The sequence below is a fragment of the Mycobacterium sp. IDUB_21 genome (genome assembly GCF_055419425.1).
Map to the genome: position 1 here is coordinate 63329 of NZ_JBVAXQ010000018.1, position 26600 is coordinate 89928.

Sequence of the window (26600 nt, forward strand, 5' to 3'; positions counted from 1 at the left end):
GGCCGTCACGGTTTCAGCCGTGCCACGGCCTCGGCGGCCGGAACGATGTCGTGGATGCGGTGGATCGTCTCGCCGGCGTAGAGCGCTGACCGGTCGACGGCGGCCGGATCCATCCCGGCCAGGGGCAGCGCCGGGGTGTAGAGCGGCACCGACACCCGCTGCATCGCGAGGATCGTGCCCAGCGCGCCCACCGGCATCAGTCGCCCCAGCGGTGCACCGATCCGATTGAATGCCCGCACCGCTGGCGGGCCGAGTTCGTCTCGTGCACACCAGCGTTCGGTGAGTGCGTTCGGGACGACCCGGTGCGCCAGCGGCCAGCCCACCCCGAACAACATGGTGCGGATGGTTCGCTGCGCGCCCAGCACCCGCTGCTTGTAGTCGGGATGCGCGCCCGACTCCTCGGTGAGCAGGAATCGGGTCCCGGCAACCGCCCCGGCGGCCCCGGCCGCCAGCAGTGCCCGCACGTCGTCGGCGTCGGCCACCCCGCCGGCGGCCAGCACCGGGGCTCCGCCCGCGGCCTCAAGCACCTCCGGCAACGTGACCGCGAGCGGCCGGTCGGCCACCAGATGGCCGCCGGCCTCGACGCCCTGCGCCACCAGGCCATCGGCGCCGGCAGCCAGCGCCCGACGGGTCTGCGCGGCATCACCGGCGGTGCACAGCACCGGGATTCGTGCGGTCCGCAGCGCCGCGATCCAGCGTGCGGGAGCCCCGTCGTGGAACACGACCAGGGCGGCACCGGCCGCGATGCAGGCGTCGATATGGGCGTGGCGGGTGAACGGCACCAGTAGATTGGCGGCCACCGGACGGCCACCGGCCAGCGTCACAGCGCGACGCAGCTCTGCTGCGAATCGGCGCGGATCGCTCAGCCCGACGGTGCCCAGCCCCCCGGCCGCCGACACCGCGCCGGCCAACTCCGCTCCGGCCACGCCGCCGCCCATCCCGGCCTGCACGACCGGGGCGTCCAGTCCCAACGACTCCAGCAGGGTCACCGGCGCCCACCTCCTGATGCTCGGACCGTGACACAGCACCGTCGCTCAGACGGAGTCAGCGCTGCCCGCCGCGGCGGCTCGCCGACACCTTCCAACATGCCCTGGATCAGTTGCAGATTGAGCCCGCACACCGCCTCGGTGTACTGGCGGGCCAGACGTTCGAAGGGACAGTTTCGCAGCTCGATGTCCCCGTCGGCGGTGACCGCAGGTTCGTAGCCGAATTCGTAGAGCGCCTCTAAGACACCGTGCTCGGATGCTCCGGCCCGGCCGGCCCGGCGGGCAGCCGCCGAGATCGCGGAGCGCACGGCGCCGGCGTCATCGCCGGCCAGCGCGGTGACCAGTAGGTCTGCCAGCAAGCGATAGTTGCGCGGCGGGACGCTCACCGACAGCTCGTCTCGGGTGCGGGCATAGCGCTTGGCGGGGCGCCCGGCACCGGGCCCGGACCGGCCGGCGGGGCGGGCATAACTCACCGACAGGATCCCGGCCTCGGCGAGTTTGTCGAGGTGGTAGGCCGCCAGGGTGCGGCTGATTCCCGCGGCGGCCGCGGCGTCCTCCCGGGCCACCGGTTCGTCGCACGACGCGACGTACTGATACAGACGTCGCCGGACCGGGTCGTCCAGACTGCTCAACCCGGCCAACGGATCCAGACCGCCGCAGGAAGGGGAGCTCATGGCCCCAATGTAACACCAAAAAAGTTTGACAAATAGGGCCGAATGCCGCCAATCTAAACACAACACTGACTGTCGATAGGGGAGATTGAGATGTCGGTAGCCATGTACGCGGACCTGTGCGACGTCGGTCGCCCGGTGCCGGATCTCGACGCCGCAGAACAGGCAGCCGCGGCACTGCTGCATGCGCTGGGCATCTCCACCACCGACGAGGGACTTCGGGACACCCCGCGCCGGATGGCGCGCGCCTATGCCGAGATGTTCACCCCGAAGCCCTTCGAGGCCACCACCTTCCCCAACGACGAGGGTTACGACGAACTGGTGCTGGTCCGCGACATCCCGTTCCGGTCGGTCTGCGAGCACCATCTGTTGCCGTTCACCGGAACCGCCTGTGTCGGCTACCTGCCCGGCGACCGCATCGTGGGTCTGTCGAAGCTGGCCCGGATTGTCGACTACTTCGCTGCCCGGCCCCAGGTGCAGGAACGCCTCACCAAGCAGGTGGCCGACTGGCTCACCGAACAACTGCAGCCGCGTGCCGTCGGAGTGGTGATGAGCGCCGAGCACACCTGCATGACGTTGCGCGGCGTATATGCCACCGGGTCGATCACCGTCACTTCGACCCTGCTGGGCACCCTGCGAACCGATGCGCGCTCCCGCCAGGAGTTCTTCTCACTTACCGGCTTCGGCGGCACCCGGTAGGCGGTAGCCGCCCCGAACCGTCCGTCAGACCTTGCGGATTACGGTGACCACCTTGCCCATCACTACCGCGTCATTGCCCGGAATAGGGTCGAAAACGGGGTTGTGCGGCATCAGCCAGACCTGACCGCTGGTGCGTTTGAAGGTCTTGACGGTGGCTTCCCCATCGATCATCGCGGCCACGATGTCGCCGTTGTCGGCGACATTCTGCTGGCGCACCACCACCCAGTCCCCGTCGCAGATCGCGGCATCCACCATCGACTCACCGACGACCTTGAGCAGGAACAGCTCGCCCTCACCCACCAATTCGCGGGGGAGTGGGAAGACATCCTCGACCGCTTCCTCGGCGAGGATCGGCCCGCCCGCAGCGATCCGGCCCAGAACCGGTACGAAGGCGGGTTCGGGCAGCGCGTCCGAGCCGGCCAAGTCGGTGCGCGGCGCGGCGGCGGCGGCCGACTCGTCCGCGCCGCGGACGTCGACGGCGCGCGGCCGATTGGGGTCGCGCCTCAGATAGCCCTTGCGTTCCAGTGTGCGCAGCTGGTGGGCGACCGAGGAGGTCGACGTCAGCCCCACGGCGTCGCCGATCTCGCGGATGCTCGGTGGGTAGCCCCGGTCATTCACCGAAGCGCGGATGACGTCCAGAATGGTGCGCTGCCGGGCGGTAAGCGGTGAATCAGGTGCAGGTCCCCGGGTTGCGGTCGTGCTGCTGTCGCTCATAGGGGCGAATGTAGTCGCCTGCTCGCGATTAATCAAACATGTGTTCGAGGTGTGTCGCGCGCGCGTTCGAAGTCGGACGCCGGCGACGCCCTGGTGACCCCTTGTTGTCGGAGGGCTTCGCTAACGTTTTCGACAATAAATCGATCACATGTTCGGATATCGAACATACAATCGATTATGATTCGAACAGTCGAGCGAACACCGGTCGCCGACGCGAGTGAGGAGAACCGCACATGATGCTCATCGACACGACCGCTCCGACGTTCGACCCGGCTGGGTCCGAGCGAGTCCGGACCCGCCGCGGCCCCGGCACGTCGGGCCGTGCGTGTGCGGTCCACACCCGCCCCGCCCGACTCGTGCGATCGCGACCCGACGGCGCGGCGCTGCGGCACCGCGGCAGCGGCGTACTGATGTCGCGCACTGCTCATCGGCCACAGCCCGCCAAGCCCATCACACCAGCGACCACCGTCGTGCTCGCCCTGCTCGCCGCGGGCATCACGATATGGCTCGGGCTGGTGGCCCAGTTCGGTGCCGCGGCGGCCGGCGGTCAGCCGGTAGTGCCCGATCAGTTGGGCGTGGTGCGGGTCCAGAGCGGTGAGAACCTGCAGCATCTGGCGGCCCGGGTCGCTCCCGACGCGCCGAACGGCCAGGTCGTCGATCGGATCCGCGAGCTCAACCAGCTGGAATCGGTGGCACTGGACGCCGGCCAGACGCTGATCGCCCCGATCGGCTGAATGTCGATGTCCGGCCGGCCGCTGGCCGCGGCTACTACGACGCGCCGCCCGGTGCTCGCGCAGGTACGCTCTCAGTTGTCCCAGTGGTCCGGGTCGCCTCAGCTATTGCAGGTGCCCGGCTCTCGGCACGGCGAAGGAGCGGCCATGCACTGCCCGTTTTGTCGCCATCCAGACTCTCGGGTGGTGGATTCCCGCGAAACCGACGAAGGTCAGGCCATCCGCCGCCGACGTTCCTGCCCGGAATGCGGCCGACGCTTCTCCACTGTGGAGAGTGCGGTGCTGGCCGTGGTCAAACGCAGCGGCGTCACCGAGCCGTTCAGTCGGGAGAAGGTCATCAGCGGGGTGCGCCGGGCCTGTCAGGGCCGGCAGGTCGACGACGATGCGCTCAACCTGTTGGCCCAGCAGGTGGAAGACGCTGTGCGCGCGGCGGGTTCACCGGAGATCCCCAGCAACGAGGTGGGTTTGGCGATTCTCGGCCCGCTGCGCGAACTCGACGAAGTGGCCTACCTGCGATTCGCCTCGGTGTACCGCTCGTTCTCCTCGGCGGCCGATTTCGAGCGGGAGATCGAGGCGCTGCGCGAGCACCGCGAAGTGCCCAGTACCGGTTGAGGCTCGCGGCACCGCACCGCGCACTACGCTGATCTCATGGCACCCGACCTGCACCCGAATCTTGTGGAGTTGGCACCGCTGTTGGGCACCTGGTCCGGCCGGGGCTCCGGGGTGTACCCCACGATCCCGTCGTTCGACTACCTCGAAGAGGTGGTGTTCTCGCACGTCGGTAAACCGTTTCTCATCTACGGCCAGAAGACCAAGTCGGCTGCTGACGGTCTGCCGCTGCATGCCGAATCAGGGTATCTCCGGGTGCCGCAACCGGGCCGGGTCGAGTGGGTGCTGGCGCACCCCAGCGGCATCACCGAGATCGAGGTCGGCAGCTACGCGGTGATCGCGAACGGCATCGAACTCGAGATGTCCGCGCCGACGATCGGACTGGCGCCTACAGCCAAAGAAGTGACGGCGCTGAGCCGTCGCTACCGCCTCGACGGCGACGAGTTGTCCTACACGTTGGACATGGGGGCGGTCGGCCAACCGGCACAGAACCATCTCACCGCTGCGCTGCGGCGAACGGGGTAGACCCACGGTCACACCGGGTCGTCGTCGCCTCGGTCCTTCTTCGCCTCCTGAGCCAGGAATCGTTCGAACTCGGCGCCGAGTTCGTCGGCGCTGGGCAGATCCTCGTCGCGGGCCAGCAGTGAGCGGTTCTCCTGCGCGGCGATGAACGCGTCGTACTGGCGTTCCAGTGCCGTCACCACTTGGGCCACCTCGGCGCTCGCCTCGACCTGCTCGTCGATCTTGGCTCGGATGTCGGCGGCGGCCTGACCGAGCTCGGCCAGCGGCAACTGCAGTGAACCGGTCTGGGCTGCCTGCTTGAGCAGAGCTTCGGCGGCTTCGGGGTAGTCGGTCTGTGATACGTAGTGCGGCACGTGCACGGTGAACCCGACCACCTCGTGACCGTGCTGGGCCATCCGGTACTCCAGCAGGTTGGAGGCACTGCCCGGAACCTGGACCTCGGTGATCCACGGAGTGAAGTCGGTGATCAGCTCGCGGTTGTTGGAGTGCGCGGTCAGGGTCACCGGGCGCGTGTGCGGCACCGCCATCGGGATGGTGCCCAACCCGATGGTCCTGCGCACTCCGAGCCGCTCGGCCAACAGTCGTACCGCGGTGATGAACCGCTCCCACTTGAGGTCCGGCTCCATGCCCGCCAACAGCAGAAACGGGGTCCCCGCACTGTCGCGCAACGCGTACAGGCTGAGCTCGGGTTCGGCGTAGTGGGTGAAGTGGTCGGTCTTGAACGTCATCACCGGCCGGCGGGACCGGTAGTCGAGGAGGTCGTCGATCGCAAACGACGCCACCAATTCGCTGTCAAGAGCGGTCTTGAGGTGGCCGGCCGCCAGCCGGATGGCATGGCCGGCGTCGGAGAAACCCTCCAGCGCGTGGATCAGCACCGGACCGGCGCCATCCGCCGACGTCAGCTGAGGCGCCGGGACCTCCAGCTCATACATGCCGGCCTGCTCTGTCTGATAGTGCCGGTCCCGGTCGGGACCGGTGTCCGGGTGGTCGGCCATGGCCTTCGCCTCCTCGTTGTGCAGATCTCAGTGTGGATCGCACCGTTAGTTTCCCCCACTTGGGGGCCGCACCGGAAAACGATGCGCACATGCGTCCCAAAACACGCGGCTGTGCCGGCCGCATTCCCCGACGGGTTCGGCGTTCGCTCAGCGATGAAATCCCCGACGCGCGCCGGCTCACAGTTGCCGATTCATCCACAGAATGGGCGGCGCAGGCCGCGCGGGCGCGCCCCGATGACGGTGGGTGTCGTCACCGTTGCTGTCATGACGACGAAGCAACCGGAATTCACCCTGAATCGACCCGGAGCGCTGATCGCGGCGCTGCCGGCCATCCTCGGCTTCATGCCGGAGAAGTCCTTGGTCCTGGTATCGGTCGACGGGGGTGAGCTGGGCTCGGTGCTGCGGGTCGACCTGTCTGATGCGCTCGCCGACACCATCGGCCACCTCGCGGACGTTGCCGCGGCCGCCCGCCCGGCGGGGGCGATCGCGGTGATCGTCGACGCCGCAGGGGCGCGCTGCCCGGTCTGCAACGACCAGCATCGCCGACTGGTCGACGCCCTGTCGCAGGAGTTGTCGCGCAACGACATCGTGCTGCTCGGCGCACATGTGGTGGACCGGGTCGCTCAAGGTGGACGCTGGCATTGCGTCGACGGCTGCGGCGTGGGCGGCCCGGTCGACGACCCGGAGGCGTCTCCGCTGGCCGCCGCCGCGGTACTCGAGGGCAGGCGGCTCTACCCGCGGCGCGCGGATCTGCAAGCGGTGATCAACCCCGACGACACGGCGCGCAGTGCCGCGGTGGCAGCCGTGATCGACGACTATGCGGCAGACCGGGCGGCCGCAGGGAAAACCGATGGGCGACAGCAGGCCCGCTGCGACGTCGAACAGATGCTGGCGGCCGTCGTCGCGCTGGCCGCCGGCCGGGAGCCGGCCGAGTCGGAGCTGGCCCGGCTCGGATGCTCGCTGACCGATGTGTTGGTTCGGGACACCCTGTGCGCGTTGGCAATCGGAGAACACGCCGCCGACGCCGAGATGCTGTGGTCGGTGCTGACCCGGACCCTGCCCGAGCCGTGGCGGGCCGACGCGCTGGTCCTGCTGGCGTTCAGCGCCTACGCGCGCGGTGACGGACCGCTGGCCGGGGTGTCGCTGGAGGCCGCGTTGCGCTGCGTACCCGGCCACCGGTTGGCCGGCCTGCTCGACACGGCGCTGCAGTCGGGTTTGCGGCCCGACCGGATCCGCGGACTGGCCGACACCGGCTATCGGCTGGCTCAGCAGCTCGGAGTGCAGCTGCCGCAGCGGCAGGGTTTCGGTCAGCGGGCCGGCTGAGCCCGGCGGTTCAGCGAAGTTCGACGGAGGAGAGGCGAAGCTGGGACCGCCGAATGAACCGAGCGGTTCAGCGAGGTTCGACGGAGGAGAGGCGAAGCTGGGACCGCCGCATAAGCCCGGCCGGTCAGACCTTCTGAACCTTGACGGCGTGCGCCATCTCGTAGGGCAGGCTGACGTCGGTATGGCCGGGCATGACGATGGTCACTCCGTCGTCCGCGTCGGCTTCGACGGTCACCCGGGCGTTCGGCACCACACCGGCCTCCTTCAGCCGGGTGATCAGGTCGATGTCGCCTTGAACGTGTTCGGTGAGCTGGCGCACCACGACCGCCACCGGCGAGCCGGCCGGCAGTTCGGTCAATCGCACCAGGTCGGCGTCCCAGCCCCCGGAGTCCGAGCCGAAACCGAGGTCCAGCAGGCCGGGGATCGGGTTGCCGAACGGCGAGGTGGTCGGGTTGTCGAGCACCTGAACCAGGCGACGCTCGACATCCTCACTCATCACGTGCTCCCAGCGGCATGCCTCGGCATGCACCTCTTCCAACGGCAGTCCGATGATGTCGACGAGCAGCCGCTCGGCCAGCCGGTGCTTGCGCATCACCGCGACGGCCAGCGTGCGGCCCTTCTCGGTGAGTTCGAGGTGACGGTCGCCGGCCACCTTCAGCAGACCGTCGCGTTCCATGCGGGACACCGTCTGGCTGACGGTCGGCCCACTTTGTTCCAGCCGCTCGGCTATCCGCGCACGCAGCGGGGTGACACCCTCTTCCTCAAGGTCATAGATCGTCCTGAGGTACATCTCGGTGGTATCAACCAACTCATTCATTCGGCACCTTCCGTCGCCGCTGAGTCTACTTTGGCAGCCGGGTGCGCGGTTAGGGTGCGACGGCCGAGGGGGCCCGGGCGACAGGCGTGTCCGCCGGGCCACCGCAACGGCGCGCGGCGACCCGGCGGAACGGGGTCAGCTGGCGTACGAACGCAGCCGGTCGGCCCGCTCGCCGTGCCGCAGCTTGGACATCACCTCGCGCTCGATCTGGCGGACCCGCTCACGGGACAGGCCGAACAACTTGCCGATCTGATCCAGCGTGCGGGGCTGCCCGTCGTCGAGACCGAACCGCAGCCGAATCACCTGGTGCTCACGTTCGTCCAGGGTGGCCAGCACGCTCCGGATGTCGGTGTGCAGCAGCTCGGAGATCACCGCGTTCTCCGCGGACATCGCCTCGGAGTCCTCGATGAAGTCGCCCAGTGGGGCCTCCTCGTCTGAGCCGACCGGCATGTCCAGGCTGACCGGGTCGCGACTGTGCTCCAGCAGGTCGTTGATCTTCTCCGCCGGAATGCCGGACTCGGCGGCGAGCTCATCGTCGGTGGCCTCGCGGCCGAGCTGCTGATGCATCTCACGCTTGATCCGGGCCAGCTTGTTGACCTGCTCGACCAGGTGCACAGGCAGTCGGATGGTACGGCTCTGATCAGCCATTCCCCGAGTGATGGCCTGGCGAATCCACCAGGTCGCGTAGGTCGAGAACTTGAATCCCTTTGCGTAGTCGAACTTCTCCATCGCGCGGATCAAGCCCAGGTTGCCTTCCTGGATCAGGTCCAGCAAGGGCATGCCCCGGCCGGTGTAGCGCTTGGCCAGTGAGACCACCAGGCGCAGGTTGGCTTCCAACAGATGCCGGCGGGCGGCCTCGCCGTCGCCGACCACCGCGGCCAACTCACGCTTGCGCTTCTCACCGAAACGCTTGCGGGTGTCGAGCAGGTGCTGCGCGTACAGGCCGGCCTCGATACGTTTGGCGAGTTCCACCTCGTCGGCGGCATTGAGCAGTGCGGTCTTGCCGATACCGTTGAGGTACACCCGCACCAGATCCGCCGCCGGACTCTGCGCATCCAGATCGCCGTCGATCCGACTGATGGTGGCATCTGCCTTTGCCATTACGGCCTCCCGTTGATCGGCTTCAGCTGTCACACGTGATAACGCGCGACACGGGTGCAGAGTTCCCGCCCGATCGTTTTTTCACACCACTTGACGTGCGGGGATAGGCCGATGACCTTGAGAATGTGCTAAGAACCGGTACCGTGCGGCGGTTCTCCGGTCACACCGCCGCCCGACCGGCCCGGCTCGGACCCAGGTTCGCAAGCGGCCGATCCGGGATCGGGCTCCGCGGACCGCGGAGGGTCCAGCGCGCGGCGTGTGGCGGTGGGGAACAGCGGCGTGTGTGTCGGTGCGGCGTCGTACCGGCGGGGCTCATCGGCGCTGCGGGGTGGGCGGTCGTTCGCGATGAGCACCGCCATCCACGGCAGCGGTATCGAGGCGACCAGGATCAGCAGCGAGACCAAGCCGTTGTGCCACAGTCCGTAGGCCGCCGCAGCCAGGATCAGCGCCGGCACCCGGAACGCCATCAGCATCAGGTACTTGCGTACCCGCGCGCGATGCTGCTGTTCGAAGGACGGGGCGGCCGCGGTGATGAGCACCGGGCGACCGTCGTCGTCGAAACCCAGCTCGGGGCCGTGCTTCATCATTCCACTGTTGCACACAGACCGGCCCGGTGGCACGAGGGGTTTTAAGATCCGTTGAGTTCTGGGCACAATGGACAGATGGGCATACAGACCGACACCCTCGAGCGCACCGATGCCGACGAACGCGTCGATGACGGGACCGACGGCGACACCCCGAAATTCTTCCATTACGTCAAGAAGGACAAGATCGCCGAGAGCGCGGTCATGGGCACTCACGTGGTGGCCCTGTGCGGCGAGGTGTTCCCGGTGACCAAGTCGGCGAAGCCGGGGTCCCCGGTCTGCCCGGACTGCAAGCGGATCTACGCGACCCTCAAGAAGGTCTGACCCCCGCGCTCAAGAAGGTCCGATCGGTTCGCTCAAGAAGGTTTGGCGGAGTCGGTTCGGCCCGCCCGTGACACCACCCAGGTGCGTAGCTGGTGCAGGTGGGTCGCCTCCGCCGGCCACTCCTCCTGAACGGCGGCGTTCAGCTCCGCGCCGAGCATGATGGCGAAGCCGAGCAGAAACGCGAACAGCAGGAAGGCAATCGGCGTCGCCAGCGCACCGTAGGTGTAACCGGTGCTGGTGATGTAGCGCAGGTAGACCCGCAACCCCAGGGTGGCCACGACGAACACCGTGGTGGCCAGCAACGCCCCGATCACCAGACGGTGTGAGGGCAGCGGTCTGGGCAGCGATACGCGGTAGAGCACGGTCACCGCCAGCAGCAGCCCCAACACCAGCATCGGGTAGTAGCCGAACCGCAGTAGGTCCGTCCACCGGACTGGAATGTGTTCGGCCACCGCGTGCGGGCCCAGCGCGGCGAACGGCGCCGCGGCGACGGCGATCACCAGCATCGCCACATACAGGCCCAGCGCGAAGAACCGTTGCCGCACCGGGTGGCGCAGCGGTGTCTGATCGTGTGCCTCGACCACCGAGTCGACGAAAGCGGAGATCGCCGAGGAACCGGCCCACAACGAAATCACGAAGCCCAGCGAGACCACCTCGCCCCGAGCGTTGGAGATGATGTCGCGCACGGTGGGCTCGATGATCTCCACGACGACGTTCTTCGAGAAGAAGCTGCTGGCCATGCCGATCAACCGGTCCTGGATGGTCCCAAGCGTGTCCGGGCCGAACAACGGTGCGACGTAGGACAAGCTGCCGAGCATCCCCAGCAGCAGCGGTGGCAGCGACAGCACCGACCAGAACCCCGCCTGCGCCGACTCGGCGAAGATCGAGTCGTCCCAGCTCTTGGCCAGGGTGCGTCGGGCGATGCGCAGCAGGTGATGCCGGGAAGGTCTGGGGGTCTGGTCAGTCATGACCAGCCCAGCATTCCTGACGAGTGGTGCTACTGCACAATTCCCGCCGACGGGCGTGTTGCGCGCGGACTCTGGTTACGCCTCAGCCGGGGCGCTGACCTGTATCACGGCAGCCAGCTCGATCAGCTTGGCTTCGTGCTCGTTGGCGTGGTGCTGGCAGAAGAGCAGCTCCGCTCCGGAAGGCAGCGTGGCGCGTACCCGGGCGGCTGCACCGCACCGGTCGCATCGATCAGCCCGAGTGAGTTCGGGGCTGGTCAGAGTCGCGTTCATGGGCTCCTCCGTTCTCGCGGGTCCGTCAAGTGTGTCAGACGCTCGGGCGTTCGGCGTTGTTCCCGGCTTCGGCTGTGTCGTGTCTCACCCCCGCGTGACGCTGGGGCAGGATCAGAGGCGTGAAGCAATCCGGGAAACATGCCGGTGCCCTCGTCCACCTCTGCAGCGACCGGGAATGGGCGACCGCGCAGGCGTCGGGTGAGCTGCGCCCGGAGTCGTTGCACGGTGCCGGTTTCGTGCATCTGTCGACACCGCAGCAGGTGCATCTGCCCGCCAATCGGCTCTACCGGGGTCGCGCGGATCTGGTGTTGCTGCAGGTAGACCCGGCCAAGGTGGCGGCGCCGGTGCGTTGGGAGCCGGGCGTGCCGGGCGACCCCGAGTCGATGCTCTTCCCGCACCTGTACGGGCCGTTGCCCGTCGGCGCGGTGATCGATGTCAGGGAGTATCGCCCGGGCCCGGACGGCGCGTTCGCGGCGGCCGATTCAGGCTGAACGGGGTCGTGGGCTTGGCCGCCGACGCCCGGGTGAGTTCGCTACGGGCGAACGTGGTTTGTGCCTTGTTGATCAGCGCGGCGGGCACTCGCGGCCACGCGGCGGCGACGGCGTTCACGGCGGAGAGCACAGCCGGATCCAGGTCGGCCTCGACCGGTACCGGATGACCGTGGCGCACCGCGCGATTGAGCAGCGCGGTGAACGTCAGGGCGTCGCCATCCGTGGGCATGGTCCGCGATACTACCGGCGCGGCCGATGACCGGGCCTCAAACCGGCCGGGCCTCGACGATCGACATCGGGCTCGGCGTGGGCACTACGCGCTGCAACCGGAATCCCGCCCGGGACAGCAGCTCGGCGTATTCGCGCTGCGTGCGTTCCTGGCCGCCGGCGGCCGCCAGCATCTCCAAGTCGACCAGCAGACCCAGATGCGCGGGCGCCCCCTCGGGCAACACCATCTCCAGCAGCAGCAGGGTGCCGCCCGGGGCGATGGCGCTGCGGACATTGCGCAGAATCGCCACGGAGCGTTCGTCGTCCCAGTCATGGATGACGGTCTTGAGCAGATAGGTGTCCCCGCCGGCCGGAACCGACTCGAAGAACGACCCGCCCACAACCTCACAGCGTGACGCCACACCCGCGGTGGTCAGGGCGGTGTGGGCACCGGCCACCACCTGCGGCAGGTCGAACAGCAACCCGCGGGCGCCGGGTGTGTCGCGCAACACCGCCGCCAGCAGCGCGCCGTGTCCACCACCCACATCCACGATCAACTTGCTGTCGCTGAAATCGTAGGCGGGAACGGCACTTTCGATCGCCACGGCGGATGCCCCGGTCATCGCATCGTTGAAGACCTGCGCCAGTTCGGGGTCGGTGTCCAGGTAGGAGAAGAACGGCATTCCGCGCACTTTGTCGACGGCCGTGTCGCCCGTGCGCACGGAGTGTTCCAGGTGCGACCAGTGTTCCCGGTGCGCCGGGTCGCCGATGAACGCGATCATCGGTGCCACGCTGGCCGGATCATCGGCGACCAGCGCCCGTCCGATGCGGGTGAGCGCGAAGCGGCCGTCGCGCCGCAGTTTGAGCACCGATTGACTGGCCAGCGCGCGCATCAGCCGGTAGGTGGCTCCCGGGTCGCTGCCGACCCGGCGGGCGACCTCGTCGGCGGTCAGCGGACCGGCTTGGAGCGTATCGGCGATCCCGAGACGCACCGCGGCGTGCAGCGCCTGGGCCAGCCATGCGCCGAACCCGAGTTCCAGGACGGCGACGCCGGCGGGCACGGTCGCCTGGCGCAGGCGTTGCAGGCCGCCACGTGCGGCGTTGAGGGCCCGGAGCAGCGCCGGGGGAGGTGCTTTGGCCATCTCGCGGTGTGCCGCTAGTCGAGGTAGTCGCGCAGGACCTGCGAGCGGCTGGGGTGCCGCAACTTCGACATCGTCTTGGACTCGATCTGCCGGATGCGCTCGCGGGTGACGCCGTAGACCTGGCCGATCTCGTCGAGGGTGCGCGGCTGGCCGTCGGTGAGCCCGAACCGCAGCCGCACCACGCCGGCTTCGCGTTCCGAGAGGGTCTCGAGGACCGACTGCAGCTGATCTTGCAGCAGGGTGAAACTCACCGCGTCGACGGCTACTACAGCCTCGGAGTCCTCGATGAAGTCGCCGAGCTGCGAGTCGCCCTCGTCGCCGATGGTCTGGTCCAGCGAGATCGGCTCCCGAGCGTACTGCTGGATCTCGAGCACCTTCTCCGGGGTGATGTCCATCTCCCGGGCGAGTTCCTCAGGAGTGGGTTCGCGGCCCAGATCCTGAAGCAGCTCCCGCTGGATGCGGCCGAGCTTGTTGATCACCTCGACCATGTGGACCGGGATACGGATGGTGCGAGCCTGGTCGGCCATGGCGCGGGTGATGGCTTGCCGGATCCACCAGGTGGCGTAGGTGGAGAACTTGTAGCCCTTGGTGTAGTCGAACTTCTCCACCGCGCGGATCAGACCGAGGTTGCCCTCCTGGATCAGGTCCAGAAACGCCATCCCGCGGCCGGTGTAACGCTTGGCGAGCGAGACCACCAGCCGCAGGTTGGCTTCGAGCAGGTGATTCTTGGCCCGGTCGCCGTCCCGGCAGATCCAGGCCATGTCGCGCCGGTAGGCGACGGCCAACTTCTCGCCCTTTTCGGTGTGCTCGGCCACCTTCTGGGTGGCGAACAGACCGGCCTCGATCCGCTTGGCCAGCTCGACTTCCTCTTCGGCGTTGAGCAGCGCCACCTTGCCGATCTGCTTGAGGTACGCGCGCACCGAGTCAGCCGACGCGGTGAGCTCGGCATCCTTGCGGGCCTGACGGAGCGCCTCGGACTCCTCTTCGTCCCAGACGAAATCGCCTGAGGCCTTGTCCTTCTCGGTGGGCTCGGTGATCTCGTCGTCGTCGTCGCCGGCCCCCTCGGCGGCCGCCGCAGCGGGCGCCGCGGCGTTGCCGTCGCCTTCGGAACCCGCCTCGGCGTCGTCCTCCAGTTCGTCCAGGCTCACGTCGGCGTCATCGATGTCGTCCGCACCGGGTTCGGCGTCCAGCTCGGTATCGGTGTCCAGTTCCTCGGTCGCAAGGTCGGCGTTCTTGCCGGCTTTGGCGGCGTCGGCCTTCTTCGCCGGGCCCCGGGTCGACCGGGTCTTGGGCTTGGTCTCGCCGTCGTCGGTGTTGTTGGCGGCGGCACTCTTGGTCGCCGGGCGCGCCGTCGTCTTGGCGGCCTTCTTGGCCGGGGCGGCGGCCTTCTTGGCCGGCGCGGTGGCCTTCGTCGCGGCCTTCTTGGCCGGGGTCTTGGTGGGGGCCTTGGCAGTCGACTTGGTGGCGGCTTTGGCGGGTGCCTTGGTGGCACTGCGCTTCTTCGGCTCCTCAGTCGCCGGCGTTGCCTTGCTCGCTGCCACGTCCACCCCTTCGGTCGGACTTGACTTTCGGGACGCACGGTCGTGCGCCACCGAAAGTGTCGGGTATATCGAATGTCGGCTCTATATCAGTTGGATGATCAACTGGGATAGTCGCCGCTATCGGTTGTTAGGCGGCCGCCGTCGACCATTGTAACGACAGCGGAAGGCGGCAATCGCTGAGCGGGCGGAATTCATCGGGTGACGTCGGTGGTGGACGCCATCGCGGCCCCGACGATTCCCGCGCTGTTCTGCAGCGTCGCGGCGACCACCGGGGTCCGGTTGCCCAGCAGCGGCACCCACTCGTCGGCTTTGCGACTGATGCCGCCACCCACGATGATCAGGTCCGGGCACAGCGCGTTCTCGATGGCCACCAGCACCTTGGTCACCTGCTTGGACCACTTCTTCATGCCCCACTTCTTCTTCTCCTTGACCGACGCGGCGGCCCGGTGCTCGGCTTCCTTGCCGCCCACATCGATGTGTCCGAGCTCGGTGTTGGGCAGCAGCTTCCCGTTGTGGATGACCGCCGAGCCGATCCCGGTCCCGAATGTGAGCAACACGACCACACCGGTGTTGTCCTTGCCTGCCCCGTACCGCTCTTCGGCCAGTCCGGCGGCGTCGGCGTCATTGAGGATCACGACGTGCTGGCCGTCGAGGGCGGCTGCGATCGCCGCTTGCGCGTTCACCCCGATCCAGGACTTGTCCACGTTGGCGGCGGTCTGCACGACACCGTCGACCACCACGCCGGGATAGGTGACACCCAGCGGGCCGGTCCAGCCGAAATCCCGGACCACCGCGGCGACGGTCTCGGCGACCGCCTCCGGTGTCGCGGGGCTCGGCGTGGGCAGCTTGTACCGTTCGCCGATCAGCGCACCGGTGTCGAGATCGACGACGCCGCCCTTGATGCCGCTGCCGCCGACGTCGACGCCGAAGCCCCGTCGTTGCGGTCTGGCGCCGTCGCTCGCTGGGGCGGGCGCCACGGGCGGGACATCGGTCGAGTCGGGACTGGTCATGGATCTCCTCGGCGGGTCGTCAGCAGGTGCCGGAATGGATCTTGGTCAGCAGCGCCGGGTCGGGCAATCCGGTGGCGTCCGGGCGGAGGCCGGCCAGCGCCGCTTCGATGTCGTCGCTGTGAGCCAGGCTGACGAAGTCGCTTCCGACCGCCAGGTCGACGGAGTCGTCGCCGCGGTCGTCGCGGAACAGTTCGGTGCACGGCGCCACCAGCCAGAGGGCCGCCGCGGCGGCCTTACCCGCCTCACCGAAGCGGATCTGGCCGTGGCAGTCCAGCCGGTCGTTGACATAGACCGGGTCGTTGGCGGCGGTCGGCTGGGCGAAGCCGTCGTCGCGCAGGGCGTCGGCGACGTCGGCGGCCTGTCCGGCCCGGCCGCTGGCGTTGAGGACCCGGGCTTTGATGTCGGCCAGTCGCGCCGGGGTGGTGGCGACCATCGAGGCCCGCGGCACCTGAGTGCCGAGTCGGGGCTGGCCCGGCTCGGTGGGTGCCGACGGCGCGTTGCACACCGCGACCTCGTGAACATCGGCCGGTCTGGTCAGTGCCACCGTCCACGCCACGGCGGTCAACAGAGCCAGTGCGGCCAGGGCGTAAGCGGCGGGTCGGTTGTTGCGCCGCCGGAACGGCAGACCATGCTTGTCGAACTCGGTACCGGAAGTGATTTGCGCGACCACGTACGCACTCTAGAGGGCGCCGTAGGGGACGATCACCGTGGTCAGGAAGATAATGTGACGTAAATCACAGTTGATCAGAGCGGGTTCCGGGCACGAATCATTTGGTGGATGCGTTCGACGCTGGTACAAAGCTCGCGCAGGGTTAAGGGCTACGAGGGGACTGAGGGGAGAAAACGATGGCTACCGACTACGACGCCCCGCGGCGCACCGAAACCGATGACGTTTCCGAGGATTCGCTTGAGGAACTCAAGGCGAGGCGAAACGAAGCGCAATCCGCCGTGGTCGACGTCGACGAATCCGAGTCGGCCGAATCCTTCGAGCTGCCCGGCGCCGACCTGTCGGGCGAAGAGTTGTCCGTGCGCGTCGTCCCCAAGCAGGCCGACGAGTTCACCTGTTCGAGCTGTTTCCTGGTTCAGCACCGCAGCCGCCTGGCCAGCGAGAAGAACGGCGTGATGATCTGCACCGACTGCGCGGCCTGACCCGAACGGTCTCTCAACCCTGCAGGGCCGCCAACACCCGCTGCGGATGGCGACAGCTGATCAGCCAGTACGGCGTCGGGTCGTCGGGATCATCGAGGACGACCAGCACCATGGGCCCGACCCAGCCGCGATGTACGACATACGCTGCCGGATCGAGTTGGCGTCCCAGCGCCGCGGACTTGGCTGACTGCGGAACCTCGGCGGTGCGGGCGATCACGGTCGTGGGCAGGTGCGCATCGCCCACCCACAGCTGCGCCTCGCCGCCCGTTTCGGTGACGTGCACCTGGATGCGTCCCAGCCACAGCAAGGCGGCCACGGTGATCGCGAAGAACACGGCGAACGGTAGCCAGCCCGGCAGGCTTCGCAGGCCCAGCCGGACCTCGTAGGCCATCAGCCCATTGCCCACGAACCCCAGCGGCCACCACCACCACGGCACCCACAGTTGCTCGCGGTACCGCACGGTTTGCGATGCCCGATGGTTCAGGCGCGATCCCGACATCCGGCTAAGAGTAGTCTTGCGCCTCGTGTCGCCCAGTCTCGCGGTTGTTCGCCTGGACCCTGATCTGCCGCTGCCGAGTCGTGCCCACGCCGGCGACGCCGGCGTCGACCTCTACAGCGCGGTCGATGTCGAGCTGAGCCCGGGCCACCGGGCCCTGGTGCCCACCGGTATCGCGGTGGCGATTCCGTTCGGCATGGTCGGCCTGGTGCATCCTCGGTCCGGTTTGGCTGCGCGGGTGGGGCTTTCGATTGTCAATAGTCCGGGAACGATCGACGCGGGTTATCGCGGCGAGGTTAAGGTGGCATTGATCAACCTGGACCCGGCGACCCCGATCGAGATCCACCGGGGAGACCGGATCGCCCAGCTGGTGCTGCAGCGAGTCGAGCTCCCCGAACTGGTTGAGGTGGCCTCGTTCGACGAGGCCGGCCTGGCCGGGACCACCCGCGGTGGCGACGGACACGGCTCGTCGGGCGGACATGCGAGTTTGTGACGGCTTGGACGGCAGAGTGATGAAGATGGGCGGCTGTGATGGCATTCGGTAGGGGCAAGGGCAAGATCGGCGACGACGAGCCGACGCGCGCCGAACCGGAACCCGAGAATCTGGAGGAGTTCGACGTGGAGTCGGACGAGGAGCTCGAGGGCCCGTTCGACATCGAGGATTTCGACGACCCGGAGGCGGCGGCGACGGCCCGCCTCGACCTGGGCTCGGTGCTGGTGCCGATGCCGCAGGGCGGCCAGGTTCAGGTCGAACTGAGCGAGGCGGGCGTGCCCAGCGCGGTCTGGCTGGTGACGCCCAACGGCCGGTTCAACATCGCCGCCTACGCGGCGCCCAAGTCGGCGGGGCTCTGGCGCGAGGTGGCCGCCGAACTGGCCGACGCACTGCGTAAGGACTCCGCGAGCGTCAGCGTCATCGACGGGCCGTGGGGCCGGGAGGTGGTCGGGTCGGCGACCGGCGCGGTCCGGTTCATCGGGGTCGACGGCTACCGCTGGATGGTGCGCTGCGTGGTCAACGGTCCACACGAGTCGCTGGAGGCACTCACCGTGCAGGCGCGGGAAGCCTTGGCGGACACCGTGGTCCGTCGCGGTGACACTCCCTTGCCGGTGCGTACCCCGTTGCCGGTGCGGCTGCCCGAGCCGATGGCCGATCAGTTGCGGGCCGCCGCGGCGCAGCAGGCCGCCGCGCAGCAGGCCGGGGGAGCCACGCCCGGCGGTGAGGATGTACCGCCGCCCGCGCCGACCGGTCGCCGCAGCGTGGAGGGCTCCGCGATGCAGCAGTTGCGCACCATCACCGGCGGTTAGCGAGGCTCGACGGAGGAGAGCCGAAGCTGGACCGCCGCATCAAACCCGGCGGTTAGCGGCTAGCTTCTCCCAGCGCCGTCAGGCAGGCGGCGCCCAAGGCGGCCGGATCGGCGCCGATCTGTTCCAGGGTCACCGTGCACAGCGCCGCGCGTGGAGCGGCGCTCACCCATTCGGAGGCCGTCTGCAACGGATGAACCGGGTCGTCGACGGCCGCGGTCACGCCCATCGGTACCTGCAGGGTCGCCAGCTCGGCGCAGGTCGGTGCGACGTAGGCCGCCGCTTGTTCCAGTGCGTCGGGCAGTTGCGGCCACTGGGCGGTCCACGAGCGGGTCAGCTCCTCGGCGAGCCAGGCCGGGCTCGACGCCCGCATCTGGGCCACCACGGCCGGCAGCCCGTCGTGGCGCAGCTGTTCGGCGCTGTGGCGGGCGGCATGTGCGGCCGGTGCGGCTTCGGGGCCGCCCGTCCAGGCGGGCAGTGCGGCCAGCACCGCGATCACGTTCCCGGGATGTCGCAGCGCCCACGCGGTGGCCACCGCCGCGCCGATCGAGACTCCGCCGGCGATGATCGGGCCGGATCGGGCCGCGTCGTCCAGCGCCGCCAGATAGCCCTCGATGAGGTGTTCGGGCTGCGGTCGGTGCGCGATCAATTCAACGCCCACCTGCCGCAATGGGTCGCAAAACGCCCGGCGGATGTAGTCGTCGTCGGATCCGGTTCCCGGCAGCAGGACGGCCGTTGCGCCGTGCAGATCGAATGCCACCCCTTGATCGTGCCGGGTGTTGCAACGACGCCGTAGGCCGGTCGTCTGGCATTAGGTAATCAACAGGTCTACCGTGGCGTGCGCACACGATTGAGGGAGAGGGCAATGGCTGCGCCCAAGGGGTACCTGCGCCGGCTGACTCGGCGACTGACCGAAGATCCTGAGCTGCGTGATGTCGAGGAGTTGTCCGACGAGGCGCTTAACACCGGCGCCCAGCGCGCCATCGACTGCGAACGCGGCCAAGAGGTCACCATGGTCGGAGTGCTGCGCAGCGTGGAAGCCAACGCCAAGGGGTGCGTCGGCGGGGTCCGCGCCGAGCTGTTCGACGGGACCGACACGGTGACGCTGGTGTGGCTGGGTCAGCGCCGCATTCCCGGAATCGATTCGGGCCGAACGCTGCGGGTGCACGGCCGGCTCGGAAAACTCGAAAGCGGCTGCAAAGCCATCTACAACCCGCACTACGAAATCCAGCAGTGATCGCCGGAGACCATCAGGCCGGCGACGCAATGACCGAGGACCATCGAGTCCAGGGCGCCCGGGACGCGCAGGGCCCGCAGCGGCTGTTGGACCAGATCGGCGGGGTGGCCGGGCTGATCTACTCGTCACTGCCGATCGTGGTGTTCGTGCCGGCCTCCAATTTCTTCGGGCTGCGGGTCGCCGTCATGGCTGCCCTGGGGGTGGCCGCGGCCGTGCTGGTGTGGCGACTGATCCGCCGGGAAACCACCCAGCCGGCCGTGTCGGGATTCTTCGGGGTGGCCGTCTGCGCCCTGATCGCCTATCTGATGGGCGACTCCAAGGGTTATTTCCTGCTCGGGATCTGGACGTCGCTGGTCTGGGCGCTGGTATTCGCCGGATCCATGCTGATCCGTCGCCCGGCGGTCGGCTACGTCTGGAGTTGGGCCAGCGGGCAGGGCATGGCCTGGCGTGAGCGGCGGGCGGCGATCTACGCCTACGATGCCGCGACGCTGACTTGGGTGCTGGTGTTCGGTTCGCGCTTCGTGGTGCAGCGGCTGCTGTACAACGCCGACGAGACCGGCTGGCTGGGGGTGACGAGGATCGCCATGGGCTGGCCGCTGACCGCGCTGGCGGCACTGGTGACCTATTTGGCGGTCAAATACGTGCAGCGGACGCTCGATGAGCGGCCCGCCGAAGAAGACGACCGCGAACCCCGGTCAGTGCGCCGGTAGCAGCAGCTCGCGCAGTTCGGTCTCGACGCCGGCGGACGCGACGAACAGCAACTCGTCGCCGCCCTCGAGGGGCTCGTCGTCCTGTGGCACGATCACCCGCGTCCCGCGCAGGATCGTCACCAGCGCGGCGTCGCGTGGCAGCGTCAGCTTGCGCACCGGCTTGCCGCCCCATGGGGTGTCGTCGGGCAGCGTGATCTCCAGCAGGTTGGCCTGACCCTTGCGGAACTCCATGAGCTGCACCAGATCCCCGACCGCGACGGCCTCCTCGACCAGCGAGGCCAACATGCGGGGCGTGGACACCGCCACATCCACCCCCCAGGCGTCGGTGAACAACCATTCGTTGCGGGGATCGTTCACCCGGGCCACCACCCGGGGCACCGCGAACTCGGTCTTGGCCAGCAGCGACAGCACCACATTGACTTTGTCGTCGCCGGTGGCGGCGATGACGACGTCGAAGGTCTCCAGGTGCACCGCTTCCAGCAGGGTCAGCTCGCAGGCGTCGCCAAGATGCCACTGCGCATCGGCGATGTCCTCGACGTCGACGTGCTCCGGGTTGCGCTCGATGAGCGTCACCTGATGGTCACTGTCGAGCAGTTCGCGGGCGATCGACCGGCCGACGGCGCCGGCACCGGCCACCGCGACTTTCATTGCAGGTCCTCGCTAGGGGGCAGCGCGGCGATCGCCATCGCCTCGGCGACGCGGCCGGACACCGCGACGATGTAGACCTGGTCGCTGGCCTGAATGACCGTCTTGGGCACCGGCAGGATGCCGGTGCCGAACCGGATCAAGAACGCCACCCGTGCGTCGACGGACGCCTCCAGGTCGGTGACGGGGCGGCCGATCCAGTCCTCGTGCAGCGCGACCTCGGCGACCGCGACGGTGCCGGTGGGGTCACGCCACTTGGTGGTCTCGCTTTCGCGGGTCAGGGCGTCGAGCAGTCGGTCGGTGGTCCACGGCACGGTGGCGATGGTCGGAATACCGAGGCGTTCGTAGACCGCGGCCCGTTTGGCGTCGTAGATACGGGCGACGACCCGCGCCACGCCGAACGTTTCGCGGGCCAGTCGTGCGGCGATGATGTTGGAGTTGTCGCCGGAGGACACCGCCGCGAACGCGCCGGCCTCTTCGATGCCCGCGCGCAGCAGCACGTCGCGGTCGAAGCCCATGCCCAGCACCCGTTCGCCGTTGAATTCCGGGCTGAGCCGGTTGAACGCGGTGGTGTCGCGGTCGATGATGGCGACCTCGTGGCCGATCCGGGACAGTCCGTCGGCCACCGAGGCGCCCACCCGGCCGCATCCCATCACAACTACCCGCACGTGCAGGGTCCTTTCGGCTGGTTTCGGCTGGCTATCGACTGCAGTTGTGCCCGTATGTGGTGAACGCTACCGCCAGCGCCGGCCTGGCTTACCCTTGGCTCTCGTGTCGAAGATTTCCACCGCTGCTCGCCGGTTGCTTCTGGGTCGACCGTTCCGCAGCGATCGGCTCAGTCACACACTGTTGCCCAAGCGTGTCGCGCTGCCGGTGTTCGCCTCCGACGCGCTGTCGTCGGTGGCTTACGGGCCTGAAGAGGTCTTCCTGGTGCTCTCGGTGGCGGGCATCACCGCCTACCGGATGACGCCGTGGGTCGGGCTGGCGGTGGCGTTCGTGTTCATCACGGTGGTGGCCTCCTACCGCCAGAACGTGCATGCCTACCCCTCGGGCGGCGGTGACTACGAGGTGGTCACCACCAACCTCGGTGCTAGAGCGGGCCTGACCGTGGCCAGTGCATTGATGGTGGATTACGTGCTGACCGTTGCAGTCTCGATCTCAGCCGGGGTCGCCAACATCGGATCTGCGATACCGTTCATCGCCGACCACAAGGTCGTGTTCGCGGTGGGGACCGTCGTCCTGGTAGCCGCGGCGAACCTACGCGGCATCCGGGAATCGGGTACTGCTTTCGCATTCCCGACGTATGCGTTCATGATCTGCGTGTTCGCCATGCTCGGATGGGGGCTGTTCCAGATCTTCGTACTGGGTCACCCGTTGCAGGCCGAGTCGGCGTCGTTCAAGATCCATTCCACCCACGGTGAGGTGGTCGGCTTGGCCCTGGTGTTCCTGGTGGCGAAATCGTTCTCGTCGGGCTGTGCGGCGCTGACCGGCGTGGAGGCGATCAGCAACGGAGTCCCGGCGTTCCGCAAACCCAAGTCGCGCAACGCCGCCACCACCTTGCTGATGCTCGGTGTGATCGCGGTGACACTGATGATGGGCATCATCGTGCTGGCCGGCCAGACCGGGGTGAAGATCGCCGCGCGCCCGCACGAACAGCTGATCGGGGCGCCGGCGGACTACGACCAGAAGACCCTGTTGGCTCAGCTGGCCGAGACGGTGTTCCGCGGTTTCCCACCCGGTTTGTGGATCATCGCCGGGGTCACCGCGCTGATCCTGGCGCTGGCCGCCAACACCGCGTTCAACGGCTTTCCGGTACTGGGGTCGATCCTGGCCCAGGACCGGTATCTGCCGCGCCAGTTGCACACCCGAGGTGACCGGCTGGCCTTCTCCAACGGCATCGTGTTCCTCGCCGTGGTGGCCGTCGCCTTCATCGTGGCATTCGGAGCGGAGGTGACCGCACTGATCCAGCTCTACATCGTCGGAGTGTTCGTCTCGTTCACATTGAGCCAGATCGGCATGGTACGGCACTGGAACAGGTTGCTGCGCAGCGAAACCGACCGGCAGGCCCGGGTCAAGATGATGCGTTCGCGGGTGGTGAACACGATCGGGTTCGTCGCCACCGGATCGGTGTTGATCGTGGTGATTCTGACCAAGTTCCTGGACGGCGCCTGGATCGCGATCGTGGCGATGTTCGCCCTGTACGCCCTGATGAAGCTGATCCGCCGGCACTACGACACCGTCAGCCAGGAGTTGGCCGAACAGTCCGCCGCCCAGGAGGACCAGGCGGTGCTGCCCAGCCGCAACCACGCCCTGGTGCTGGTGTCCAAGCTGCATCTGCCGACCCGGCGCGCGCTGGCTTACGCGCGGGCGACGCGCCCGGACGCCCTGGAGGCGATCACCGTCAGCGTCGACGACACCGAGACCCGCGCACTGGTCCGCGAGTGGGAGGATAGCGACATCACCGTGCCGCTCAAGGTGATCGCCTCGCCATACCGTGAGGTCACGCGGCCGGTGCTTGAATACGTCAAACGCATCAGCAAGGAGTCGCCGCGCACCGTGGTCACCGTCTACATACCCGAATACGTGGTGGGCCACTGGTGGGAACAGGTGCTGCACAATCAGAGTGCGTTGCGGCTCAAGACCCGGCTGCTGTTCATGCCGCAGGTGATGGTGACCTCGGTGCCCTGGCAGCTGAACTCCTCGGAGCGGCGCAAAGTGCTGGCGCCGCACCACGCCCCGGGTGACGCCCGACGGGGCTTCATGGAATGACCGAGCTGGTTCTGGATGTCGGCCCACCGGCCAACGGGGGCAGTTGTGTGGCCCGCCATGACGGCCGGGTGGTGTTCGTGCGCTATGCGCTTCCGGGGGAGAAGGTGCGGGCTCGGGTGACCAGCCAGCGCGACTCCTACTGGCAGGCCGAGTGCGTCGAGGTGCTCGAACCGGCGGACGGCCGGGTCGCCTCGTTGTGCCCGATCGCCGGCGTCGACGGCGCCGGCTGCTGCGATCTGGGGTTCGCCGATCCGGCCGTGGCGCGTGCGCTCAAGGGCGAGGTGGTGTCCAACCAGCTGGCGCGGCTCGGCGGGCACGACTGGCATGGCGAGGCCGAAGCGTTGGGTGAGGACGGCCCGACCGGTTGGCGCAGCCGGGTGCGTCTGGCGGTCGGCGCCGACGGGCGGGCCGGGTTTCACCGTTACCACAGCGAGGAGCTGGTCACCGACCTACAGTGCGGCCAGTTGCCCGCCGGGATGACGAAGGGACTGGCTGAGCAGGCCTGGCAGCCCGGCGATCACGTCCACGTGGTGGCCGACGACGACGGCGTCCGGCATGTGGTGAGCACCGGCCGCGGTCATCGGCCGCAGGTCGTCGAGGGCGACTATCACGCCACCCAGTGGGTCGGCCGGCGGCGCTGGCAGATCCCGGTCACCGCGTTCTGGCAGGCGCACCGGCGGGCGGCCCCGCTCTACAGTGCGCTGATCGCCGATTGGGCGCAGCCGGAATCGGGCATGACCGCCTGGGATCTCTACGGCGGGGCCGGGGTCTTCGCCGCGGCCCTGGGCGAGGCGGTGGGGGAGTCCGGCCGGGTGGTCAGCGTCGACACCTCGCGGGCCGCGACGGGTGCCGCCCGGGCCGCACTCGCCGATCTGCCGCAGGTGTCGGTGCGCACCGACTCGGTGCGCCGGGTGCTGAGCGACGCGCGGACCGGTGCCGATGTCGCCGTGCTGGACCCGCCGCGGGCCGGTGCCGGGCGCGAGGTGATCGACCTGCTGGCGGCGGCGGGCGTACCTCGCATCGTGCACATCGGTTGCGAGGCAGCGGCTTTCGCTCGCGATATCGGCTTGTACCGCGGGCACGGCTACGCGGTGGAGCAGATCCGGGTGTTCGATGCGTTCCCGCTCACCCATCACGTGGAGTGCGTGGCGCTGCTAATCCGCTGACCGGGTGCCAGCCCCGCACCACGGGGGCGAACCGGCAGCCGCCGTGGGCCCCGCGGATGCAGTGCCGCGAGCATGGGGTGGTGCGGCCGGCGGGCGTGTGCGACGCGCCCTGGTTCGGGCTTGCGTCCACCGTGAGTCGCCCGCCATTATCAATGGCAATGCGATTCTCATTTGGAGAATTTTATACGATTAATGAGCGAATTTGTAAATCTCTCCAAAACGAGATGAATCGCCGGTTGGAATGCCTTCCATGTGTTGTATGGAGGTAGTTACCTGCATCTCTCTCTTATTGACGTCAACACGGGGCTGGTTCAGACTATGCGAATGCGCGGCGCCTTGACCGGAAATATGATCGCCAAGCAACAGCGCGGGCGCCATGGGTTGCACGTCATGCCGCCCGCACCGAGGGCTCGCCATGCATCGAAGGCCCGAGGGGGTACGGACGTGGTTCAGGTCGTTTCGGATGTAGCGGTCGCGGGAATCGAGTCGAAGCGGACCGACGGGTTGCTTCGAGGCGTCTTGGCGACGGGTCGGATGGCTGCCCTGCAGTCGGTTGGCGCCACCCGCGCCAGGCGGGTCGCAATCGCCGTAAACGCCTGCGTAACCGTGGTGTTCGTTGTTGCCGGCGGGCCCGGGTTCGGTCCTGACGGACCGCTTTCGGTGGCGGGTGGTGTGACCACGACGGCTCAGTCGGGTGCTGGCGGGCAGGGGCACGCCTCCGTGGCGGCCGAGCCCGCCGACGCCGGTCCCGATGGGCAGGGGCACGCCACCGTGGCGGCCGAGCCCGCCGCCGGTGGTCCCGATCGGCACCCGGCACAACATCTGCCGTATCGGAACACAACGGCAGAAGCGCCTGGCGGGTCAGGTGTTATCTCTGAGCTGAGCGAATTCTATTCCGAATATGCGGCGGTCGAACTAGACCGGCAGCGTAAAATCAGTCCGCAGCAGATTACCGCTGCGGAGGTGTCATCCATTCATCCGTACACGGCGCCGGAGAGTGTCCCGGTCCGGCAACTGCCGGCCGAACCGGAATCCGTTGCCGAGCCGGCGGAGGTGTACGTGCCGGATGGCGGTGAGAAGATCGTGGCCGATTCACCTGCCGAAGAACCGGTAGCACCATCGGATCCTCAACCGGACGTGAACGTGTCAGATCGGCAGAACGAGAACCCGGCGGCTCCACCGAAGGACTCGGAGTAGGCGAAGGGTGCTACGCGCCGTGCATCGACGGCACCGTCTGTGGCGAATCCCGTCTCACGGAGTTCAACCGGCAGGGATTGTGACGCGGTCCGGTCACGGCGAACGAATCACGATGTGACCATGCGGTAGGAAGCGGAGATCCATGACCCAGTGAGCCGTCCCGGTAAGTCCGGGGACTGATTTCCTTGAATCACCCCGCCTTCGGTGGGGTGTGCCTGTGATCGTAG

The 26600-nt window shown here is 68.2% G+C and carries 33 protein-coding genes; 15 read left to right on the forward strand and 18 right to left on the reverse strand.

All coding sequences use genetic code 11. The annotated features are described in order from the left end of the window. Positions 1-5 precede the first annotated feature (5 nt). A complete protein-coding gene (locus ACZYY4_RS21360; protein ID WP_463812052.1) occupies positions 6-989 on the reverse strand; it encodes an NAD(P)H-dependent flavin oxidoreductase in 984 nt (327 codons plus the stop codon). After that, positions 986-1660 carry a helix-turn-helix transcriptional regulator gene (locus ACZYY4_RS21365; protein WP_463812053.1) on the reverse strand — a complete coding sequence of 225 codons (675 nt, stop codon included), beginning with the start codon at positions 1658-1660 and terminating at the stop codon, positions 986-988. The genes ACZYY4_RS21360 and ACZYY4_RS21365 overlap by 4 nt, the downstream gene beginning before the upstream one ends. Positions 1661-1750: 90 nt before the next feature. On the opposite strand from ACZYY4_RS21365, the gene folE reads away from it, so the two are divergent. Beyond that, a complete protein-coding gene (gene folE / locus ACZYY4_RS21370) occupies positions 1751-2356 on the forward strand; it encodes a GTP cyclohydrolase I FolE (protein ID WP_463812054.1) in 606 nt (201 codons plus the stop codon). Between the two features lie 24 nt (positions 2357-2380). Here folE and lexA read toward each other — a convergent pair whose 3' ends face one another. After that, on the reverse strand, positions 2381-3070 hold the full coding sequence (gene lexA, locus ACZYY4_RS21375) for a transcriptional repressor LexA (protein ID WP_463812055.1): 690 nt from the start codon (positions 3068-3070) through the stop codon (positions 2381-2383). A 233-nt stretch (positions 3071-3303) separates the two neighbouring features. On the opposite strand from lexA, the gene ACZYY4_RS21380 reads away from it, so the two are divergent. From ACZYY4_RS21380 to ACZYY4_RS21390, 3 genes are all read left to right on the forward strand, one after another. Continuing rightward, the gene (locus ACZYY4_RS21380; RefSeq protein WP_463812056.1) at positions 3304-3804 is read left to right on the forward strand and encodes a LysM peptidoglycan-binding domain-containing protein; all 501 of its coding nucleotides are present in this window, start codon (positions 3304-3306) and stop codon (positions 3802-3804) included. Positions 3805-3948: 144 nt separating this feature from the next. Next, positions 3949-4413, forward strand: coding sequence for a transcriptional regulator NrdR (gene nrdR / locus ACZYY4_RS21385; protein WP_463812057.1), 465 nt, complete (start codon positions 3949-3951; stop codon positions 4411-4413). 36 nt (positions 4414-4449) lie between these two features. Next, positions 4450-4935, forward strand: a complete 486-nt coding sequence (locus ACZYY4_RS21390; RefSeq protein ID WP_463812059.1) for a peroxynitrite isomerase — start codon at positions 4450-4452, stop codon at positions 4933-4935. An 8-nt stretch (positions 4936-4943) separates the two neighbouring features. On the opposite strand, the gene ACZYY4_RS21395 is transcribed toward ACZYY4_RS21390, so the two are convergent. Continuing rightward, positions 4944-5927 carry a proteasome assembly chaperone family protein gene (locus ACZYY4_RS21395; RefSeq protein WP_463812060.1) on the reverse strand — a complete coding sequence of 328 codons (984 nt, stop codon included), beginning with the start codon at positions 5925-5927 and terminating at the stop codon, positions 4944-4946. A 264-nt stretch (positions 5928-6191) separates the two neighbouring features. Here ACZYY4_RS21395 and ACZYY4_RS21400 point away from each other — a divergent pair, with 264 nt between their 5' ends. After that, complete coding sequence (locus ACZYY4_RS21400; RefSeq protein ID WP_463812061.1) at positions 6192-7250, forward strand: DUF4192 domain-containing protein; 1059 nt, start codon at positions 6192-6194, stop codon at positions 7248-7250. Positions 7251-7374: 124 nt separating this feature from the next. Here ACZYY4_RS21400 and ACZYY4_RS21405 read toward each other — a convergent pair whose 3' ends face one another. The 3 genes from ACZYY4_RS21405 to ACZYY4_RS21415 form a co-directional block, all read right to left on the reverse strand. After that, the gene (locus tag ACZYY4_RS21405; protein WP_463812062.1) at positions 7375-8067 is read right to left on the reverse strand and encodes a metal-dependent transcriptional regulator; all 693 of its coding nucleotides are present in this window, start codon (positions 8065-8067) and stop codon (positions 7375-7377) included. 135 nt (positions 8068-8202) lie between these two features. Beyond that, complete coding sequence (locus tag ACZYY4_RS21410) at positions 8203-9168, reverse strand: sigma-70 family RNA polymerase sigma factor (protein WP_463812063.1); 966 nt, start codon at positions 9166-9168, stop codon at positions 8203-8205. Positions 9169-9296: 128 nt separating this feature from the next. Then, complete coding sequence (locus ACZYY4_RS21415; RefSeq protein WP_463812064.1) at positions 9297-9752, reverse strand: DUF3099 domain-containing protein; 456 nt, start codon at positions 9750-9752, stop codon at positions 9297-9299. 84 nt (positions 9753-9836) lie between these two features. Here ACZYY4_RS21415 and ACZYY4_RS21420 point away from each other — a divergent pair, with 84 nt between their 5' ends. Then, the gene (locus ACZYY4_RS21420) at positions 9837-10076 is read left to right on the forward strand and encodes a DUF3039 domain-containing protein (protein ID WP_463812089.1); all 240 of its coding nucleotides are present in this window, start codon (positions 9837-9839) and stop codon (positions 10074-10076) included. Between the two features lie 32 nt (positions 10077-10108). Here ACZYY4_RS21420 and ACZYY4_RS21425 read toward each other — a convergent pair whose 3' ends face one another. Together ACZYY4_RS21425 and ACZYY4_RS21430 are read right to left on the reverse strand one after the other, a co-directional pair. After that, positions 10109-11044: a YihY/virulence factor BrkB family protein gene (locus tag ACZYY4_RS21425; RefSeq protein WP_463812065.1), complete on the reverse strand. Its 936-nt coding sequence runs from the start codon at positions 11042-11044 to the stop codon at positions 10109-10111. A 75-nt stretch (positions 11045-11119) separates the two neighbouring features. Continuing rightward, complete coding sequence (locus ACZYY4_RS21430; RefSeq protein WP_463812066.1) at positions 11120-11314, reverse strand: DUF7455 domain-containing protein; 195 nt, start codon at positions 11312-11314, stop codon at positions 11120-11122. A 119-nt stretch (positions 11315-11433) separates the two neighbouring features. Between ACZYY4_RS21430 and ACZYY4_RS21435 the strand changes: the two genes are divergently transcribed. After that, entirely contained in the window at positions 11434-11805 is a 372-nt protein-coding gene (locus ACZYY4_RS21435) for a DUF952 domain-containing protein (protein ID WP_463812067.1), read from the forward strand. On the opposite strand, the gene ACZYY4_RS21440 is transcribed toward ACZYY4_RS21435, so the two are convergent. The 5 genes from ACZYY4_RS21440 to cei form a co-directional block, all read right to left on the reverse strand. Continuing rightward, positions 11750-12034: a hypothetical protein gene (locus ACZYY4_RS21440; RefSeq protein ID WP_463812069.1), complete on the reverse strand. Its 285-nt coding sequence runs from the start codon at positions 12032-12034 to the stop codon at positions 11750-11752. The genes ACZYY4_RS21435 and ACZYY4_RS21440 overlap by 56 nt on opposite strands. Positions 12035-12071: 37 nt before the next feature. Continuing rightward, positions 12072-13154 carry a methyltransferase gene (locus tag ACZYY4_RS21445; RefSeq protein WP_463812070.1) on the reverse strand — a complete coding sequence of 361 codons (1083 nt, stop codon included), beginning with the start codon at positions 13152-13154 and terminating at the stop codon, positions 12072-12074. A 14-nt stretch (positions 13155-13168) separates the two neighbouring features. Further along, on the reverse strand, positions 13169-14701 hold the full coding sequence (locus tag ACZYY4_RS21450) for an RNA polymerase sigma factor (RefSeq protein WP_463812071.1): 1533 nt from the start codon (positions 14699-14701) through the stop codon (positions 13169-13171). Positions 14702-14886: 185 nt separating this feature from the next. After that, a complete protein-coding gene (ppgK, locus tag ACZYY4_RS21455; RefSeq protein ID WP_463812072.1) occupies positions 14887-15705 on the reverse strand; it encodes a polyphosphate--glucose phosphotransferase in 819 nt (272 codons plus the stop codon). 19 nt (positions 15706-15724) lie between these two features. Beyond that, positions 15725-16375 carry an envelope integrity protein Cei gene (gene cei / locus ACZYY4_RS21460; protein ID WP_463812073.1) on the reverse strand — a complete coding sequence of 217 codons (651 nt, stop codon included), beginning with the start codon at positions 16373-16375 and terminating at the stop codon, positions 15725-15727. Between the two features lie 176 nt (positions 16376-16551). On the opposite strand from cei, the gene ACZYY4_RS21465 reads away from it, so the two are divergent. Beyond that, positions 16552-16854, forward strand: a complete 303-nt coding sequence (locus ACZYY4_RS21465) for a DUF4193 domain-containing protein (protein WP_013829371.1) — start codon at positions 16552-16554, stop codon at positions 16852-16854. Positions 16855-16867: 13 nt separating this feature from the next. Here ACZYY4_RS21465 and ACZYY4_RS21470 read toward each other — a convergent pair whose 3' ends face one another. After that, positions 16868-17353 carry a DUF3093 domain-containing protein gene (locus ACZYY4_RS21470; RefSeq protein WP_463812074.1) on the reverse strand — a complete coding sequence of 162 codons (486 nt, stop codon included), beginning with the start codon at positions 17351-17353 and terminating at the stop codon, positions 16868-16870. 25 nt (positions 17354-17378) lie between these two features. Between ACZYY4_RS21470 and dut the strand changes: the two genes are divergently transcribed. Continuing rightward, positions 17379-17843 (forward strand): dUTP diphosphatase, encoded by a 465-nt coding sequence (gene dut / locus ACZYY4_RS21475; protein ID WP_463812075.1) that lies wholly within the window; start codon positions 17379-17381, stop codon positions 17841-17843. Positions 17844-17878: 35 nt separating this feature from the next. Then, positions 17879-18652, forward strand: coding sequence for a DUF3710 domain-containing protein (locus ACZYY4_RS21480; protein ID WP_463812076.1), 774 nt, complete (start codon positions 17879-17881; stop codon positions 18650-18652). A 52-nt stretch (positions 18653-18704) separates the two neighbouring features. Here ACZYY4_RS21480 and ACZYY4_RS21485 read toward each other — a convergent pair whose 3' ends face one another. Beyond that, positions 18705-19409: an alpha/beta hydrolase gene (locus ACZYY4_RS21485; RefSeq protein WP_463812077.1), complete on the reverse strand. Its 705-nt coding sequence runs from the start codon at positions 19407-19409 to the stop codon at positions 18705-18707. 105 nt (positions 19410-19514) lie between these two features. On the opposite strand from ACZYY4_RS21485, the gene ACZYY4_RS21490 reads away from it, so the two are divergent. Together ACZYY4_RS21490 and ACZYY4_RS21495 are read left to right on the forward strand one after the other, a co-directional pair. Then, positions 19515-19886 carry an OB-fold nucleic acid binding domain-containing protein gene (locus ACZYY4_RS21490; RefSeq protein ID WP_463812078.1) on the forward strand — a complete coding sequence of 124 codons (372 nt, stop codon included), beginning with the start codon at positions 19515-19517 and terminating at the stop codon, positions 19884-19886. A 29-nt stretch (positions 19887-19915) separates the two neighbouring features. Further along, positions 19916-20596: a DUF3159 domain-containing protein gene (locus tag ACZYY4_RS21495; RefSeq protein ID WP_463812090.1), complete on the forward strand. Its 681-nt coding sequence runs from the start codon at positions 19916-19918 to the stop codon at positions 20594-20596. Here the strand turns inward: ACZYY4_RS21495 and ACZYY4_RS21500 are convergent. Next, complete coding sequence (locus ACZYY4_RS21500; RefSeq protein ID WP_463812079.1) at positions 20582-21244, reverse strand: potassium channel family protein; 663 nt, start codon at positions 21242-21244, stop codon at positions 20582-20584. The two genes, ACZYY4_RS21495 and ACZYY4_RS21500, sit on opposite strands and share 15 nt — an antisense overlap. Continuing rightward, entirely contained in the window at positions 21241-21909 is a 669-nt protein-coding gene (locus ACZYY4_RS21505) for a potassium channel family protein (protein WP_463812080.1), read from the reverse strand. Before ACZYY4_RS21505 ends, ACZYY4_RS21500 begins: the two co-directional genes overlap by 4 nt. Positions 21910-22012: 103 nt before the next feature. Between ACZYY4_RS21505 and ACZYY4_RS21510 the strand changes: the two genes are divergently transcribed. The 3 genes from ACZYY4_RS21510 (at position 22013) to ACZYY4_RS21520 (ending at position 26373) form a co-directional block, all read left to right on the forward strand. Continuing rightward, entirely contained in the window at positions 22013-24010 is a 1998-nt protein-coding gene (locus ACZYY4_RS21510; protein ID WP_463812081.1) for an APC family permease, read from the forward strand. Further along, positions 24007-25176 (forward strand): class I SAM-dependent RNA methyltransferase, encoded by a 1170-nt coding sequence (locus ACZYY4_RS21515; RefSeq protein ID WP_463812082.1) that lies wholly within the window; start codon positions 24007-24009, stop codon positions 25174-25176. Before ACZYY4_RS21510 ends, ACZYY4_RS21515 begins: the two co-directional genes overlap by 4 nt. A 534-nt stretch (positions 25177-25710) precedes the next feature. After that, positions 25711-26373 (forward strand): hypothetical protein, encoded by a 663-nt coding sequence (locus ACZYY4_RS21520; protein WP_463812083.1) that lies wholly within the window; start codon positions 25711-25713, stop codon positions 26371-26373. Positions 26374-26600 lie beyond the last annotated feature (227 nt).

Bases quoted from the DNA above. Each gene is read 5' to 3' on its own strand.
- ACZYY4_RS21365 (WP_463812053.1), bottom strand. From the start codon at position 1,660: ATGAGCTCCCCTTCCTGCGGCGGTCTGGATCCGTTGGCCGGGTTGAGC.
- folE (WP_463812054.1), top strand. From the start codon at position 1,751: ATGTCGGTAGCCATGTACGCGGACCTGTGCGACGTCGGTCGCCCGGTG.
- lexA (WP_463812055.1), bottom strand. From the start codon at position 3,070: ATGAGCGACAGCAGCACGACCGCAACCCGGGGACCTGCACCTGATTCA.
- ACZYY4_RS21380 (WP_463812056.1), top strand. From the start codon at position 3,304: ATGATGCTCATCGACACGACCGCTCCGACGTTCGACCCGGCTGGGTCC.
- nrdR (WP_463812057.1), top strand. From the start codon at position 3,949: ATGCACTGCCCGTTTTGTCGCCATCCAGACTCTCGGGTGGTGGATTCC.
- ACZYY4_RS21390 (WP_463812059.1), top strand. From the start codon at position 4,450: ATGGCACCCGACCTGCACCCGAATCTTGTGGAGTTGGCACCGCTGTTG.
- ACZYY4_RS21395 (WP_463812060.1), bottom strand. From the start codon at position 5,927: ATGGCCGACCACCCGGACACCGGTCCCGACCGGGACCGGCACTATCAG.
- ACZYY4_RS21400 (WP_463812061.1), top strand. From the start codon at position 6,192: ATGACGACGAAGCAACCGGAATTCACCCTGAATCGACCCGGAGCGCTG.
- ACZYY4_RS21405 (WP_463812062.1), bottom strand. From the start codon at position 8,067: ATGAATGAGTTGGTTGATACCACCGAGATGTACCTCAGGACGATCTAT.
- ACZYY4_RS21410 (WP_463812063.1), bottom strand. From the start codon at position 9,168: ATGGCAAAGGCAGATGCCACCATCAGTCGGATCGACGGCGATCTGGAT.
- ACZYY4_RS21415 (WP_463812064.1), bottom strand. From the start codon at position 9,752: ATGAAGCACGGCCCCGAGCTGGGTTTCGACGACGACGGTCGCCCGGTG.
- ACZYY4_RS21425 (WP_463812065.1), bottom strand. From the start codon at position 11,044: ATGACTGACCAGACCCCCAGACCTTCCCGGCATCACCTGCTGCGCATC.
- ACZYY4_RS21430 (WP_463812066.1), bottom strand. From the start codon at position 11,314: ATGAACGCGACTCTGACCAGCCCCGAACTCACTCGGGCTGATCGATGC.
- ACZYY4_RS21440 (WP_463812069.1), bottom strand. From the start codon at position 12,034: ATGCCCACGGATGGCGACGCCCTGACGTTCACCGCGCTGCTCAATCGC.
- ACZYY4_RS21445 (WP_463812070.1), bottom strand. From the start codon at position 13,154: ATGGCCAAAGCACCTCCCCCGGCGCTGCTCCGGGCCCTCAACGCCGCA.
- ppgK (WP_463812072.1), bottom strand. From the start codon at position 15,705: ATGACCAGTCCCGACTCGACCGATGTCCCGCCCGTGGCGCCCGCCCCA.
- ACZYY4_RS21465 (WP_013829371.1), top strand. From the start codon at position 16,552: ATGGCTACCGACTACGACGCCCCGCGGCGCACCGAAACCGATGACGTT.
- ACZYY4_RS21470 (WP_463812074.1), bottom strand. From the start codon at position 17,353: ATGTCGGGATCGCGCCTGAACCATCGGGCATCGCAAACCGTGCGGTAC.
- ACZYY4_RS21490 (WP_463812078.1), top strand. From the start codon at position 19,515: ATGGCTGCGCCCAAGGGGTACCTGCGCCGGCTGACTCGGCGACTGACC.
- ACZYY4_RS21495 (WP_463812090.1), top strand. From the start codon at position 19,916: ATGACCGAGGACCATCGAGTCCAGGGCGCCCGGGACGCGCAGGGCCCG.
- ACZYY4_RS21500 (WP_463812079.1), bottom strand. From the start codon at position 21,244: ATGAAAGTCGCGGTGGCCGGTGCCGGCGCCGTCGGCCGGTCGATCGCC.
- ACZYY4_RS21515 (WP_463812082.1), top strand. From the start codon at position 24,007: ATGACCGAGCTGGTTCTGGATGTCGGCCCACCGGCCAACGGGGGCAGT.
- ACZYY4_RS21520 (WP_463812083.1), top strand. From the start codon at position 25,711: ATGGCTGCCCTGCAGTCGGTTGGCGCCACCCGCGCCAGGCGGGTCGCA.